General features: G+C 71.8%; 16 protein-coding genes. 6 read left to right on the forward strand and 10 right to left on the reverse strand.

Going from position 1 to position 14,633, the window contains the following annotated elements; genetic code table 11:
- Positions 1–55: 55 nt before the first annotated feature.
- Both OG737_RS22840 and OG737_RS22845 read left to right on the forward strand, forming a co-directional pair.
- A complete protein-coding gene (locus OG737_RS22840) occupies positions 56–250 on the forward strand; it encodes a DUF3046 domain-containing protein (RefSeq protein WP_030650223.1) in 195 nt (64 codons plus the stop codon).
- A 105-nt stretch (positions 251–355) separates the two neighbouring features.
- Positions 356–1,639, forward strand: a complete 1,284-nt coding sequence (locus OG737_RS22845) for an AI-2E family transporter (RefSeq protein WP_328927985.1) — start codon at positions 356–358, stop codon at positions 1,637–1,639.
- Here OG737_RS22845 and OG737_RS22850 read toward each other — a convergent pair.
- Both OG737_RS22850 and OG737_RS22855 read right to left on the reverse strand, forming a co-directional pair.
- Entirely contained in the window at positions 1,593–2,348 is a 756-nt protein-coding gene (locus OG737_RS22850) for a Clp protease N-terminal domain-containing protein (RefSeq protein ID WP_405921916.1), read from the reverse strand. The genes OG737_RS22845 and OG737_RS22850 overlap by 47 nt on opposite strands.
- Positions 2,349–2,394: 46 nt before the next feature.
- Positions 2,395–2,880 (reverse strand): hypothetical protein, encoded by a 486-nt coding sequence (locus OG737_RS22855; protein ID WP_405678248.1) that lies wholly within the window; start codon positions 2,878–2,880, stop codon positions 2,395–2,397.
- A gap of 111 nt (positions 2,881–2,991) precedes the next feature.
- Here OG737_RS22855 and recA point away from each other — a divergent pair, with 111 nt between their 5' ends.
- The 3 genes from recA to OG737_RS22870 all read left to right on the forward strand — a co-directional run bounded on the left by recA (position 2,992) and on the right by OG737_RS22870 (position 7,292).
- On the forward strand, positions 2,992–4,101 hold the full coding sequence (gene recA, locus OG737_RS22860; protein ID WP_328927988.1) for a recombinase RecA: 1,110 nt from the start codon (positions 2,992–2,994) through the stop codon (positions 4,099–4,101).
- A 3-nt stretch (positions 4,102–4,104) separates the two neighbouring features.
- Positions 4,105–4,668: a recombination regulator RecX gene (recX, locus tag OG737_RS22865; RefSeq protein WP_328927989.1), complete on the forward strand. Its 564-nt coding sequence runs from the start codon at positions 4,105–4,107 to the stop codon at positions 4,666–4,668.
- 71 nt (positions 4,669–4,739) lie between these two features.
- Positions 4,740–7,292, forward strand: a complete 2,553-nt coding sequence (locus tag OG737_RS22870) for an FtsX-like permease family protein (RefSeq protein ID WP_405678246.1) — start codon at positions 4,740–4,742, stop codon at positions 7,290–7,292.
- A 64-nt stretch (positions 7,293–7,356) separates the two neighbouring features.
- Here the strand turns inward: OG737_RS22870 and OG737_RS22875 are convergent, their stop codons facing one another.
- The 8 genes from OG737_RS22875 to OG737_RS22910 all read right to left on the reverse strand — a co-directional run bounded on the left by OG737_RS22875 (position 7,357) and on the right by OG737_RS22910 (position 13,641).
- Positions 7,357–7,755: a rhodanese-like domain-containing protein gene (locus tag OG737_RS22875; protein ID WP_405922440.1), complete on the reverse strand. Its 399-nt coding sequence runs from the start codon at positions 7,753–7,755 to the stop codon at positions 7,357–7,359.
- Positions 7,746–8,279: a cysteine dioxygenase gene (locus OG737_RS22880; protein ID WP_328927992.1), complete on the reverse strand. Its 534-nt coding sequence runs from the start codon at positions 8,277–8,279 to the stop codon at positions 7,746–7,748. Before OG737_RS22880 ends, OG737_RS22875 begins: the two co-directional genes overlap by 10 nt.
- 78 nt (positions 8,280–8,357) lie before the next feature.
- Positions 8,358–8,444 (reverse strand): putative leader peptide, encoded by an 87-nt coding sequence (locus OG737_RS22885; protein WP_311318651.1) that lies wholly within the window; start codon positions 8,442–8,444, stop codon positions 8,358–8,360.
- 32 nt (positions 8,445–8,476) lie between these two features.
- Positions 8,477–10,084, reverse strand: coding sequence for an FAD-dependent monooxygenase (locus tag OG737_RS22890; protein WP_405921917.1), 1,608 nt, complete (start codon positions 10,082–10,084; stop codon positions 8,477–8,479).
- Positions 10,085–10,237: 153 nt separating this feature from the next.
- Positions 10,238–11,131 (reverse strand): amino acid ABC transporter permease, encoded by an 894-nt coding sequence (locus tag OG737_RS22895; RefSeq protein WP_405921918.1) that lies wholly within the window; start codon positions 11,129–11,131, stop codon positions 10,238–10,240.
- Positions 11,128–11,802, reverse strand: a complete 675-nt coding sequence (locus OG737_RS22900) for an amino acid ABC transporter permease (protein ID WP_405921919.1) — start codon at positions 11,800–11,802, stop codon at positions 11,128–11,130. The genes OG737_RS22895 and OG737_RS22900 overlap by 4 nt, the downstream gene beginning before the upstream one ends.
- 83 nt (positions 11,803–11,885) lie before the next feature.
- Positions 11,886–12,737 carry a glutamate ABC transporter substrate-binding protein gene (locus tag OG737_RS22905; RefSeq protein WP_405921920.1) on the reverse strand — a complete coding sequence of 284 codons (852 nt, stop codon included), beginning with the start codon at positions 12,735–12,737 and terminating at the stop codon, positions 11,886–11,888.
- A gap of 118 nt (positions 12,738–12,855) precedes the next feature.
- Complete coding sequence (locus tag OG737_RS22910) at positions 12,856–13,641, reverse strand: amino acid ABC transporter ATP-binding protein (RefSeq protein ID WP_328927997.1); 786 nt, start codon at positions 13,639–13,641, stop codon at positions 12,856–12,858.
- A gap of 278 nt (positions 13,642–13,919) precedes the next feature.
- Between OG737_RS22910 and OG737_RS22915 the strand changes: the two genes are divergently transcribed.
- Positions 13,920–14,633, forward strand: coding sequence for a response regulator transcription factor (locus tag OG737_RS22915; RefSeq protein WP_328927998.1), 714 nt, complete (start codon positions 13,920–13,922; stop codon positions 14,631–14,633).

The following is a 14,633-nucleotide window of genomic DNA, read 5'->3' on the forward strand; positions in this document are numbered from 1 at the left end:
CGGCGACGGGGGACGAACGGGGCGGGTGCACTCTCCGGGGCGGGATACTGGAGGCATGCGGTTGACGATTTTCTGGGAGCGGATGGCGGAGCACTTCGGTGCGGGCTACGCGGACTCCTTCGCGCGGGACCACGTCATGACGGAGCTCGGCGGGCGCACGGTCCACCAGGCGCTCGAAGCGGGCTGGGAGGCCAAGGACGTGTGGCGCGCGGTGTGTTCGGCGATGGACGTGCCTGCCTCGCTGAGGTGACATCGCGCCGGCCGGGCGCCGACGGGGCTTCGGGGCACCGCTTCGGGGCACCGCTTCGGGGCACCGCTTCGCGGTACGCGCAGCCGGTGGGACAGACTTGGCGGCGTGGCAGCCAGTGATGAGACGACGACCGATCAGCCCGCAGACGCCCAGGGCGCGCCGCCGCCGCGGCCGGCGGATCAGGCCGGGTCCACCGGCCCCGGCGGCCCCGCAGGCGCCGCCTCGTCGCCAGGTGCCGAAGGGCCCGCCGGGCCGGGGAGCCCTCCGGCCGGGACGGCCCCCGACGGGGCGGACGCGCGGATGCCGCGCTGGCTGCCGCGCGCCGTGGTCCTCGTACTCGCGCTCGTCGCCTGCTTCCAGCTCGGCAGCTGGGCCTTCCACCAGCTCATAGGGCTGCTCGTCAACATCCTGATCGCGTTCTTCCTCGCGCTCGCGATCGAACCCGCGGTGGACTGGATGGCGGCCCGCGGCATGCGCCGCGGGCTCGCCACCTTCCTGATGTTCCTCTTGGTGCTCGTGGTGACCGCGGGCTTCCTCGCGCTGCTCGGCTCGATGCTCGCCGGGCAGATCGTCGAGATGGTGGAGGGTTTCCCGGGCTACCTCGACTCGGTGATCAAATCGATCAACACCACGTTCCACACCGAGCTGTCCAGGCTGGAGATCCAGGACAGCCTGCTGCGCTCCGACTGGCTGCGCAAGTACGTGCAGAACAGCGCGACCGGCGTGCTCGACGTGTCCGCCACCGTGCTCGGCGGGCTCTTCAAGCTGCTGACGATCGGGCTCTTCTCCTTCTACTTCGCCGCCGACGGACCGCGGCTGCGGCGCGCGCTGTGCTCCGTACTGCCGCCCGCCAAGCAGTCCGAGGTGCTGCGCGCCTGGGAGATCGCGGTGGACAAGACGGGCGGCTACCTCTACTCGCGCGGGCTGATGGCGCTGATCTCCGGCGTCGCGCACTACATCGTGCTGGCGGTCCTCGGCGTGCCGTACGCGCCCGCGCTCGCCGTGTGGGTGGGGCTGGTCTCCCAGTTCATCCCCACCATCGGCACCTATCTCGCGGGCGCGCTGCCGGTCCTGATCGCCTTCACCGTCGATCCCTGGTACGCCCTGTACGTCCTCGGATTCGTGGTGGTCTACCAGCAGTTCGAGAACTACGTCCTGCAGCCCAAGCTGACCTCGAAGACCGTGGACATCCACCCGGCGGTCGCCTTCGGGTCGGTCATCGCGGGTACCGCCCTGCTGGGCGCGGTCGGGGCGCTCGTCGCGATCCCGGCCGTCGCCACGCTGCAGGCGTTCCTCGGCGCGTACGTGAAGCGGTACGCGCTGACGGAGGGCGCGGCCGCCGCTACTTCCCGTCCGCGGCGCCGAGTACGGCTGCCAAGGCGTCGGTGACGGTCGCCTCGGCGGCGGCCTTGTCCACGCCGAGGCCGCTGAGCAGGCCCTCGCCGTTCTCCAGCTCCAGGAGCGCGAACAGGATGTGTTCGGTGCCGACGTAGCCGTGGCCCAGGCGCAGGGCCTCGCGGAAGGTGAGCTCCAGGGCCTTCTTCGCGGACGCGTCGAACGGGACGAGGTCGGGCACCTCCGCCTGGCCCGGGGGCAGTGCGGCGGCCACGGCGGCGCGTACGTCGTCCGCCGCGACGCCCTGGGCGCTCAGGGCGAGCGCCGCGAGGCCCTCGGGCTCGGACAGCAGGCCCAGGACGAGGTGCTCGGTGCGGATCGCGGTGCCGCCGGCGGCGCGGGCCTCGTTCTGCGCGGCCATGACGACGTTGCGGGCGCGCGGGGTGAAGCGGCCGAAGCCCTGGTTGGGGTCGAGGCCGGGGTCGCCCTCCTTGTCGGCCTTGGGGACGAAGCGCTTCTGGGCGGCCTGGCGGGTGACGCCCATGCTCCGCCCGATGTCGGTCCAGGAGGCGCCGGAACGGCGGGCCTGGTCGACGAAGTGTCCGATGAGGTGGTCGGCCACCTCTCCGAGGTGCTCGGCGGCGACGACGGCGTCGCTGAGCTGCTCCAGGGTGTCGGTGTGGACCTTCTTGATGGCCTCGATCAGGTCGTCGAGGCGTACCGGATTGGTCATGCGAACGGGTTCCACTGAAGGGTTCGTCATGAGTGCAACCCTAGGTTGACAGTCGGGGGGTGTCAACCTAGGGTTGTCAGTCCTGGGTGGGGTGAGCGGCTCGGCCGGTGGGCTCCTCGGGCTCCCGGGGTGGTCCGGGTGGTCCGCAGAGGAGGCTCAGGAGGCCCGTCGCCGTGCCGAGGGCGGCGAACGCGAGAAAGGGGTGCAGGCCGACGCCCTCGCCGCGCGCCGAGTCCGTGACGCACGCGGCGAGGGCGGCCAGCCCGGCGGCCCGCGCCAGCACCGCCTGGGCCCTGTCGGCCCACTCGGACCGCCTCCGCAGGCCGCGGTGGAGCAGGACGCGGACGGCGGTCGCGGTGAGCAGCGGCACCCCCGCCGCCAGGAAGATGAAGACCCACACGGCTGCTCCCGACTCCGCGCGTTCCGTGCGCACGGTGCGCCCGGTGCGCTCCGTGTCCGCGAGTATGCGGTCGGCCGGGCGGCAGGGGAACGGCCGGGACCGGTGCCGCTGCGCGGCCGTACCGCCCCCGGACGTGGCGCGCTTGACAGGGAAATCGAACATCCATTCTGATGGGTTATCCACAGCCGAACCGGTCGTGGAGGCGCATTGTCAGTGGCAGGCATTAGCGTCAATGGCGTGAAGCGATCGACTCAAGCAAACCGGGTGGAACCCATGGCAGGCACCGACCGCGAGAAGGCTCTCGACGCCGCGCTCGCACAGATTGAACGGCAATTCGGCAAGGGTGCGGTCATGCGCCTCGGCGACAAGCCGAACGACCCCATCGAGGTCATCCCCACCGGGTCGACCGCGCTGGACATCGCCCTCGGCGTCGGCGGGCTGCCCCGCGGCCGCGTGATCGAGGTGTACGGGCCGGAGTCCTCCGGTAAGACGACCCTGACCCTGCACGCCGTGGCCAACGCGCAGAAGGCCGGCGGCACCGTCGCCTTCGTGGACGCCGAGCACGCGCTCGACCCCGAGTACGCGAAGGCCCTCGGCGTCGACACCGACAACCTCATCCTGTCGCAGCCGGACACCGGCGAGCAGGCGCTGGAGATCGTGGACATGCTCGTCCGCTCCGGTGCCCTCGACCTGATCGTCATCGACTCCGTGGCGGCCCTGGTGCCGCGCGCCGAGATCGAGGGCGAGATGGGCGACTCGCACGTGGGTCTCCAGGCCCGCCTGATGAGCCAGGCGCTGCGGAAGATCACCGGTGCGCTCAACCAGTCCAAGACCACCGCGATCTTCATCAACCAGCTCCGCGAGAAGATCGGTGTGATGTTCGGCTCGCCGGAGACCACCACCGGTGGCCGCGCGCTGAAGTTCTACGCCTCCGTGCGTCTGGACATCCGCCGCATCGAGACCCTCAAGGACGGCACGGACGCGGTCGGCAACCGCACCCGCGTCAAGGTGGTCAAGAACAAGGTCGCGCCGCCGTTCAAGCAGGCCGAGTTCGACATCCTCTACGGCCAGGGCATCAGCCGCGAGGGCGGTCTGATCGACATGGGCGTCGAGCACGGCTTCGTGCGCAAGGCCGGCGCCTGGTACACGTACGAGGGCGACCAGCTCGGCCAGGGCAAGGAGAACGCGCGGAAGTTCCTCTGCGACAACCCCGCCCTCTCCGACGAGATCGAGCGGAAGATCAAGGAGAAGCTGGGCGTGGGGGTCCGCAAGGACGCCGAGACCGCCGAGGGTGCTGCCGCGGCCGACGCCACGGCCGCCGCCGTGCCCGCCCCGGCGACGAAGGCCAAGACGACGGCCAAGGCCGCCGTGGCCAAGAGCTGACCCGTGCGGGAGCAGGATGGGGGCGGTGAGAACCGGAGCGGCCGTGAGCGCCGCCAGGAACTGCCGCCCCAGAGCCCCGAGGAGCAGGCGCGGGCGATCTGCCTGCGCCTGCTCACGGGGAGCCCGCGCACCCGGCGCCAGCTCGCGGACGCCCTGGACAAGCGGGGCATCCCCGAGGAGGTGTCGCAGCAGGTCCTCTCCCGGTACGAGGAGGTGGGCCTGATCGACGACGCCGCCTTCGCCGGGGCCTGGGTCGAGTCCCGGCACCGCGGCCGGGGCCTGGCCCGGCGGGCGCTGGCGCAGGAGCTCCGGACCAAGGGGGTACACGCCACCCTGGTGGAGGAGGCCCTGGAGCAGCTGGACTCCGACCAGGAGGAACAGACCGCCCGGGAGCTCGTGGAGCGCAAGCTCCGCGCCACCCGGGGCCTGGAGCGTGACAAGCGGATCCGGCGGCTCGCCGGGATGCTCGCCCGCAAGGGGTACCCGGAAGGCATGGCTCTGCGAGTGGTCCGCCGTGCGCTGGAGGCGGAGGGCGTGGACGCCGACGATCCGGGGTACCTGGGGTAGGGCTAGCCCCCGGCCGCACACGCCGGGGTACGCCAATGTCAGGAGGCGTGGCCGGCGGCAGAGTTGGCCGCATGATGCTGCGTTACGCCCTCCAGACCGTGAGAGATCGCAAAGCCGGTTTCCTCGGCGCCTTCGTCGCGCTGCTGTGCGCGGCCGCCCTCGTCACCGCGTGCGGGACGCTCCTGGAAACAGGACTCCGCGGCACGATCGGCACCGAGCGCTACGCGACCACGCCGGTCCTCGTCTCCGCCGACCAGAACGTCCACGAGACCACGGTCAAGGAGAAGAAGGGCAAGGCCAAGACGAAGCACAAGGCCAAGCCCGTCGCCGAGCGGGCCTGGCTCCCCGCCGCCGCCCTGGACGCGGTACGGTCCGTGCCCGGCGTCGAGCGGGCCGTGCCCGAGCTCACCTTCCAGGCCGTCCCGCTGGCCAAGTCCACCGGAGACCCGAAGCCCGCGTACGGGCACGCCTGGACCTCCGCCGCCCTCACCCCGTTCACGCTCGCCGAGGGCCGTGCCCCGCAGGGCGCCGACGAGGTGGTCGTCGACCGCGCGCTGGCAGCCCGCGCCGCGCTGAAGCCCGGCTCCGAACTCGCCGTGCAGTCCACCGGCGAGCCGAAGACGTACCGGGTCAGCGGGATCGCGACGACCCCTCGCGGGGACCTCGCCCAGCAGAGCGCCCTCTTCTTCGGCGAGGCCGAGGCCCAGCGGCTCGCCGCACGCGACGGGCAGGTCAGCGCGATCGGCGTACTGCCCCGGCCCGGCGTCGACGCCGGTGAACTGGCCGGCCGCATCGAGCAGGCACTGAAGGGCACCACGGCGGCCACGGCGCAGGTCGCCACCGGGGACGAGCGTGGGCCGGTGGAGTTCCCGGGCGCCGCCGGGGCCCGGATCAAGCTGGTCTCCATGGGCGGCGCGATGGGCGGCACCTCGCTGCTCGTCGCGATCCTCGTGGTCGTCGGCACCTTCGCCCTCTCCGTCCAGCAGCGCCACCGCGAACTCGCCCTGCTGCGGGCCATCGCCGCCACCCCCGGGCAACTGCGGCGCATGATCGGCCGGGAGGCGCTGCTCGTCGGCCTGGCCGCCGGGATCGCCGGGTCGTTCGCGGGGCTTCCGCTCGCCGCCTGGCTGTACGGACGCTTCGTCGACAGCGGCGTCGTCCCCACGGCCCTGGAGCGCACCGCCGGCATCTTCCCGATGTTCGCCGCCGTCGGCGCCAGCCTGCTCGGCGCCTGGGCCGCCGCGCGGATCACCGGACGGCGGATCACCCGGATCCGCCCCGCCGAGGCGCTCGCCGAAGCCGCGCTCGAACCGCGTCGGCCCTCCTGGATCCGCACCGTGCTCGGGGTGCTGCTGCTGGCAGGCGGTGCGGTGCTGGTCGTGGTGCTCGCCTCGCTGCGCACCGAGCCGGCGTCGACCCCGGTCACCTTCCTGGCCGTGGTGGTCCTGGCCGGTGCGGTCTCGCTGCTCGGCCCACTGCTCGTACGGGGCTGCGCCGCGCTGCTCGCCGGTCCGCTGCGGCTCGCCGGGGCGGGCGGCCACCTCGCCACCGCGAACCTGCGCGGCAACGCCACCCGGATGGCCTCCGCCGTCACCCCACTCGCACTCCTCGTCGGCATGACGTGCACCGTGCTCTTCATCACCCCGACCCTCGGGGACGCCGCCCGGGACCAGGCCCGCGACGGGATCCGGGCCGGATGGGTGCTGGCCGCGCAGGGACCGGGCGTCACCGCGGAGGCTGCCGACAGGATCCGCCGGACCCCCGGGGTCGAGGCGGCCACCGAGATCGTGCACACCTCCGTCCGGGTGGGGCTGGTCAAGTACGGCGCCCAGGGCGTGACCCCGGCCGGGCTGACCCGGACGTGGGACCCCCGGGTCACCGGCGGGAGCCTGGCCGGCTTCGGCGAGGGGAACGCGGCGGTCAGCGAACTCGCCGCCGACCAGCTCGGGCTGAAGCCGGGGAGCCCGTTGCGGCTGACGCTGGGCGATGGGACGCCGGTCACCCTGACGGTCTCGGCCGTGTACGCGCGGGGGCTGGGCTTCGGGGACCTGACCCTGCCGCACGCACTGGTGGCCGCGCACGTGGACAATCCGCTGGCGGGAAGCGTCCTGGTGGCGGCGGAGCCGGGCGTCGGGCGGGACCGGTTGGCCGCGGCGCTGAAGAACCACCCCGGGGTGAGCGTGCTGTCCGCGCGCGACGCCGACGAGGTACGGGCGGAGCGGCAGGACGCCGGAGCGGAGATCAACCTGCTGGCGATGGGACTCGTACTGGCCTTCACCGCCGTCGCGGTGGTGAACACCCTCGCGATGTCGACGGCCGAGCGGGTCCGGGAGTTCGCGATGCTGCGGCTGGCCGGGGCGAAGCGGCGCCAGGTGCTGCGGATGCTCCGTGCGGAGGCGGTGGCGGTGGTGCTGATCGGGGTGGTGCTGGGGTCGGGGATCGCACTGGCCGTGCTGACCGCGTTCAGCGTGGGCATGACGGGGGTCGCGGCGCCGGCGCTACTGCCGGTCGCCTACGCCGTGGTCGTGGGGGTGGCCGGGCTGCTGGCCCTGGCGGCCACCGCCCTCCCGGGCCGGGTCGCGCTCCGCGTCCCGCCGGTGGACGTGGCCACGGCCAAGGGCTGACCGCTGCGGCTGCCCTCCTCCCTTCCCCGGCCGGGGAAGGGAGGAGGGCAGCGGCTCGGGCGGGTCAGGAAGGAGCCGTTACCGGCAGGCCGGCCGACCTCCAGGCCTGGAAGCCGCCGGTCAGGTCCGTGGCGCGGTGGAGGCCCAGGGTGTGGAGGGAGGCCGCCGCGAGGCTGGAGGCGTAACCCTCGTTGCAGATCACCACCACCTGGAGGTCGTGGCTCGTGGCCTCCGCGGCGCGATGGCTGCCCCGGGGGTCCAGGCGCCACTCCAGTTCGTTGCGCTCGACCACCAGTGCGCCCGGGATCAGCCCGTCGCTGTCCCGCAGGGCCTGGTAGCGGATGTCCACCAGGAGCGCGCCGGAGCGGGAGGCGGCGTAGGCCTCCCGCGGGTCGATGCGGGTGTACTTCGCGCGGACCCGCTCCAGCAGTTCGTCGATGCCGACCGGGGCGCTCACTGCCAGTCCGCCGGACGCTCGACGTGCTCCAGGTTGAGCACCGGTCCGCTGCGGCTGTACCGGCGGATCAGCGGAAGCGGCGGGTAGTACGCGTGCACGGAGATCGCGTGCTCGGCCGGGGACTCGTTGAGGACCTCGTGCACGTGGTGCTCCCCGAAGGCCCGCCCGGTGCCCGCGCCCAGGCTGCGGCTGCGGTCCAGCCCGGAGTCGAGCTCAAGGGACCGCCACCCCTCCGAGGGCAGGCGTACGGCGAGCGAGTGCTCGGTGAGCCGGCCCCGGGCGGTGGCGAACGCGCCCCGAGACTCGGCGTGGTCGTGCCAGCCGGTGCCGGTCCCCGGGGGCCAGCCGATCAGCCACGCCTCACTGCCGGACGGCCCGTCCAGCCGGATCCAGGTGCGGCCTTCCGGGTCGAGCGGCAGGGAGGCGACGAGCTCGGCGTCGGCCGCGGTGCGCAGGGCGAAGTCGAGGAGTTCGGCGGCCGTGGGGCCCCCGGCCAGCACGGGCTCAGGTGTGTACGCGGGTGCAGACATGGAAGTGGACCGTTCCTGGGGTTCGCGGAAGTGCGCGCGGGCCGGTGACGGCACGGGGCGCGCAGGGGGAAGGGCGAATCAGCAGGAAGGGCGACACACGCAGCCCGCGTAGCGGAGCAGGTCCATATGGACCCTCCGCCACAGGCGCACGTCGTTGCCGGTCATGTCCGCGAGTGAACCACGGGACCGCGGGACGGTCAATCGATCACCGCGGTCGGTGTCGGTGTCGGTGTCGGTGTCGGGGCGGACGAGGGCGCCGGCACCCGGGACACGGGTGCGCCCGCCCGGACCGCGTCCGCCGCCTCGTACAGCTCCGCCGGCCGCACGCCCGCGAAGGTCGCCGCCAGGTGCCCGTCTGGCCGGATCAGGAGCACGGTGTGCGCCGGGGCCCCCGGGTAGCCGTCCGCCACCAGCAGATCGGTGCGCACCGGCAGCGCGCTCACCGCCGCCGCGAGGCGGGGCATCAGCCCGGCGCCGAGCCAGTGGCGCCGGTCCCAGACCCCGGTGCCCGGCGCGACCAGGACCACCAGCAGCCGGCCCCGCCCCAGCAGGTCGCGCAGCGGCACGGTCGACCCGTCGGGCGCGGTCACCGGTACGTTCGCCACCGCCCCGCCCGGTTCCGTTGCCGTCGGGACCTCGCGTACGGCCACCGGCGGGGCGTACGCCGGCGCGGCGCCCAGTGGTCCCCGCCCCAGGTGGCCGTCGGCGAGTAGGGATTCGGCGGACCGCGAGGCGCCGGGCAGGTAGGTGCGCAGGCCGCCCCCGGCCCGCAGCACCGGCATCGCCTGGTCGGCCGCGCGCAGCCGGGCGGCGACCGCGGTGCGCCGCTCGCCCTCGTAGCTGTCGAGCAGTTCCTCGGAGGCTCCCTGGTGCCAGGCCAGGGACAGCTTCCACGCGAGGTTCTCGGCGTCCCGCAGCCCCTCCTCGACCCCTTGGGTGCCGAGGGCGCCCAGCAGGTGCGCGGCATCCCCGGCGAGGAAGGCGCGGCCGTCGCGCCAGCGCCGCGCGAGGCGGTGGTGCAGGGTGTGGACCCCGGTGTCGATGAGGTCGTACGGGGGAGTCGTGCCCCCGCACCACACCGCGAGGGTGTCCCGGATGAGCGTGACCAGCGCGTCGGGGGTGACGAGCTCCCCGCGCGCCGGGAGCAGCCAGTCGAGGCGCCACACCCCGCCGGGCAGCGGCCGGGAGGTGACCTCCTCGGGTCCGGACAGCGGGTTGCGGTGGAGCAAGGCCTCGCCGGGCCACGGCAGTTCGGTGCGCAGGGCGGCCACGGCGTACCGTTCCACGGCGGTGCGGCCGGGGAAGCGGATGCCCAGCAGTTTGCGCACGGTGGAGCGGGCGCCGTCGCAGCCGACCAGGTAACTCCCGCGCCACCACGTGGTCTCGGCGCCCCGGGTGTGCGCGGTGACCCCGTGGTCGTCCTGCTCCAGGGAGTCCAGCTTGCTGTCGGTGACCAGCTGGACGAGCGGGTGCGCGGTGGCGGCGTCGCGCAGCCCGCGCGTCAGGGCGTGCTGCGGCAGGTGCAGGGGGGCCGGTCCGTCGTCGAAGGTGCTGCGCTGCGCGGGGCGGCCCCGCCGCATGGTGCGCCAGGCGGCGAAGTACGCCCCCTCGTAGCGCAGGGTCGAACAGCCCAGCCGGTGCGCCATGGCCGCCGTGTCGGCGTGCAGGACGACGGTACGGGCGGGACGGGACTCCTCCTTGCCGGGCCCTTCGTCGAGCACGACGGAGGGCACGCCCTGGCCGGCCAGGGCGAGGGACAGGGCCAGGCCGACGGGCCCCGCGCCGACGACGATCACCGGGTCCATGATGTGGCTCCCAGTGTCCGGTATGTGATCACAGAACGTATGCAACCGACTGAAGGTGCCCGCGTCAAGTGACGCCGGTCCGGACAACGCCGTGTGGTGCGGCGGAAGAGTTCCGCCGCACCACACGTGTCACGCCATTGTACTGACCGGGCGTCAGGGAGCCTTGCCCACGCCGGCCGCGCCGCCCGCGTCGACCTCGGCCACGTCGGCCTCGACCACGGCGCCGGTGCCCTTCTTCGACTGCCGCAGCCGTCGCTCCAGCCAGGAGGCGAAGGTGGTGAGGGTGAAGTTCACCGCGATGTACAGCAGGGCGATCACGACCATGGTCGCGATGGTGTTGCTGTAGTTGGCGGAGATCTGCCGGTTCATCGACATCAGGTCGGCGAAGCCCAGGACGGCGCCGCCGAGCGCGGTGTCCTTGAGGATCACCACGAGCTGGCTGACCAGTGCGGGCAGCATCGCCGTGACAGCCTGCGGGACCAGGACGTACGTCATGATCTGGCCCTTGCGCATGCCGATCGCCTTGGCCGCGTCGGCCTGGCCGCGCGGCAGCGACAGGATGCCGGCCCGGACGATCTCGGCGATGACCGCGGAGTTGTACACGACCAGGGCGGTGACCACCGCGTACAGCGGCCGCAGGTCGGAGCTGACCGTGCCGAGCATGACGTACAGCGCGGAGGCGAAGAACATCAGGACCAGGACCGGGATGGCGCGGAAGAACTCCACGATTGCACCGACCGGTATGCGCACCCACGCGTGGTCGGAGAGCCGGGCGATGCCGAGGAGCGCACCGAGCGGCAGCGCGATCACCATGGCGATCAGGCCGGCCTTGAGCGTCTCGCCGAGGCCGGGCAGCAGGAACGTGGTCCAGATCTGGCTGTCGGTGACGAACGGGGTCCACTTGTCGGCGTCGAGCTGGTTCTTCTCGGCCATGCGGCCGAGGATCCACCACAGGGCCAGCCCGAGGAGGACCACGAAGACGCCGGTGTAGATCCAGTTGCGGACCTTGGCCTTGGGGCCGGGCGTGTCGTACAGGACGGAGGTCATCGCTTCACCGCCACTCGCTTGGCTACCCAGCCCAGCAGCAGACCGGTGGGCAGGGTCAGCAGGACGAAGCCGAGGGCGATGACGGCGAAGACCGCGAAGATCGCGTCCGACTCGTTCTCGAGCATTTCCTTCATCAGCAGGGCCGCTTCGGCCACGCCGATGGTCGCCGCCACCGTGGTGTTCTTGGTGAGGGCGATCAGTACGTTGGTGAGCGGCGCCATGGCCGCGCGGATGGCCTGGGGGAGCACGATCAGGGTGAGCACCTGGAAGAAGCTCAGCCCCAGCGCGCGGGCGGCCTCGGCCTGCCCCACAGGCACGGTGTTGATGCCGGAGCGCAACGCCTCACAGACGAACGTGCCGGTGTAGGCGATCAGACCCAGGATCGCGAGGCGGAAGCCGATCTCCTTGGAGGTCCCGCCTCCGAGGGTGATGGTCAGGGTCTGGGCCAGGCCCAGCGAGCAGCCGAGGATCAGCAGGGTCAGCGGCGTGTTGCGCACGATGTTGACGTACGCGGTGCCGAAGGCCCGCATCAGCGGGACCGGACTGACCCGCATCCCGGCCAGCATCAGACCCCAGATCATGGACCCGACAGCCGAATAGAGGGTGAGCTGAACCGTCACCCAGAAGGCTCCGAGCACGTCATACTGCCCGGAAGTAAGAAAGTCGAACACGTTGCCCTGCGCTCTCCCCAGGATGGCCGGTGAGGTGTGCCGCCGCCCGAGGTGGGCGGGTGGCGGCACACCTCACCGAAGAATCAGCTGCCTTCGGTGACCTGCGGGGCCGGGTCGGCCTTGTAGTTGGCGGGGCCGAAGTTCTTGTCGACCGCCTTCTGCCAGGAACCGTCCTCGACCATCTTCTTCAGCGCGGCGTTGACCTTGGTCTGGAGCTCCTTGTCGCCCTTCTTCAGGCCGATGCCGTAGGGCTCGTCACTGAGCTTCAGGCCCGCCAGCTTGAACTTGCCCTTGTTCTTCTCCTGGGCCGCGAAGCCGGCCAGGATCGAACCGTCCGTGGTCACCGCGTCGACGGCCTTGTTCTCCAGGCCGGTCAGGCACTCGGAGTAGCCCGGGTACTCCTGCAGGTCGGCCTCGGGGGCCAGCTTGGTCTTGACGTTCTGCGCCGACGTGGAGCCGGTGACCGAGCAGAGCTTCTTCTTGTTGAGGTCCTCGGCCTTGGTGATCGAGGTGTCGTCGGCGCGGACCAGCAGGTCCTGGTGGGCCAGGAAGTACGGGCCGGCGAAGTCGACCTTCGCCTTGCGCTTCTCGTTGATCGTGTAGGTGGCGACGACCAGCTTCACGTCCCCGTTGGCGATGAGGTTCTCGCGCTCGGCGCTCACGGCCTGCTTGAACTCGATCTGGTTCGGCTCGTAGCCGAGCTCCTTGGCCACGTACGTCGCGACGTCGACGTCGAAGCCCGTGTACTTGCCGTCCGGGGTCTTCAGGCCGAGACCCGGCTGGTCGTACTTGATGCCGACGACGATCTTGTCCTTCTTGGCGTCGCCGGAGGCACCGCCGTCACTGGCGGCCTTGTCGCTGCCGCCACAGGCGGTCGCGGTCAGGGCGAGAGCTACGGCGACGGCCGCGGCCGCAGCGGCCTTGGAGATCTTCATGGTGAACTTCCCTCGGATGAGACGTTGTTGAACGACGAGCGACGCGTACGGGCGCATGCGCGGGCAGCGGAAGCCGCCCGGCGCTGGTCCGTCACCGGATGACTACCAGACCGGACGCTCAGTGATGCAGGATCTTCGACAGGAAGTCCTTGGCCCGGTCACTGCGCGGGTTGCTGAAGAACTGCTCGGGGGCGGCCTCTTCGACGATCTTTCCGTCGGCCATGAAGACGACGCGGTTGGCCGCGGAGCGGGCGAAGCCCATCTCGTGCGTGACGACCACCATCGTCATTCCCTCCCGGGCGAGCTGCTGCATGACCTCCAGCACCTCGTTGATCATTTCCGGGTCGAGCGCCGAGGTCGGCTCGTCGAAGAGCATCACCTTCGGCTCCATGGCCAGCGCACGGGCGATCGCCACGCGCTGCTGCTGGCCGCCGGAGAGCTGCGCCGGGTACTTGTCGGCCTGAGTGCCGACACCGACTCGGTCCAGCAGGGCCACGGCCTTCTCACGGGCCGCGGCCTTGTCCGTCCCGCGGACCTTGACCTGGCCCAGCATGACGTTCTCCAGCACCGTCTTGTGCGCGAAGAGATTGAACGACTGGAACACCATGCCGACGTCGGCACGCAGTCGGGCGAGTTCCTTGCCCTCCGAGGGCAGCTCCTTGCCGTCGAGCGTGATGGTGCCGGAGTCGATCGTCTCCAGCCGGTTGATGGTCCGGCACAGCGTGGACTTGCCCGATCCCGAAGGACCGATCACCACGACGACCTCACCGCGGGCAATGCTCAGATCGATGTCCTGAAGCACGTGCAGCGCGCCGAAGTGCTTGTTGACGTTGCTCAGTACGACCAGGTCGTCCGCGGTACCGGCCGCGTCCTGCACGTCCTTGGTCACTGATACTCCGCTCATCGGCTTCTTGCTCCGTCCTCCTCGGTTGGGAGGACAGTAGTGACGTGACGCGCACAACGTCATCACATCTGAGGGAGAATTGAGCATAACGATCCGGCCTCGCCCGGATACGCTCCGTGCGCGACATCGGCGTGGCTCCCGGTGCGGTCGTACCGGGTGCATAACGGAAGGCGCGCCGGACCGGAACCCTCTTGACGTGGGCGTCCGCATCGGCGGGAATGCAGGGTGGCCCTGCAACGTACGGAATCCGAAGACCGAGAGAAGGAGAGGGGGACGACATGAGACTGCTGCTCGTCGAGGACGACGACCACGTCGCCGCCGCCCTGTCCGCGATCCTCGCCCGGCACGGCTTCCAGGTCACCCACGCCCGCAACGGCGAGGAGGCCCTCCAGGCCCTGCTGCCCGCCGGAGCCCAGCCCGCGGCCCATCCCTACGGGGTGATCCTGCTCGACCTCGGCCTGCCCGACCAGGACGGCTACGAGGTGTGCGGCAAGATCCGCAAGCGCACCGCCACGCCCGTCATCATGGTGACCGCGCGGGCCGACGTGCGCTCCCGCATCCACGGCCTGAACATGGGCGCCGACGACTACGTGACCAAGCCCTACGACACCGGCGAACTCCTCGCCCGCATCCACGCCGTCGCCCGGCGCACCGGTGCCTCCGAGGAGGCAGCCGCCGGGACGGGCGCCCCCGCCGGCGTCCGGCTCGGCTCCGTCAGCATCGAGCTGTCCACCCGCCGGGTCAGCGTCGACGGTACCGACGTACCGCTCACCCGCAAGGAGTTCGACCTGCTGGCCCTGCTCGCGCAGCGGCCCGGTGTCGTCTTCCGCCGCGAGCAGATCATCAGCGAGGTGTGGCGTACCAGCTGGGAGGGGACCGGGCGGACCCTGGAGGTCCACGTCGCCTCGCTGCGCTCCAAGCTGCGCATGCCCGCCCTCATCGAGACCGTCCGCGGGGTGGGCTACCGGCTCGTCGCCCCGGCCGCGCCCTAG

Origin of the sequence: Streptomyces sp. NBC_00122, assembly GCF_045160845.1 — a bacterium.
GTDB lineage: Bacteria > Actinomycetota > Actinomycetes > Streptomycetales > Streptomycetaceae > Streptomyces.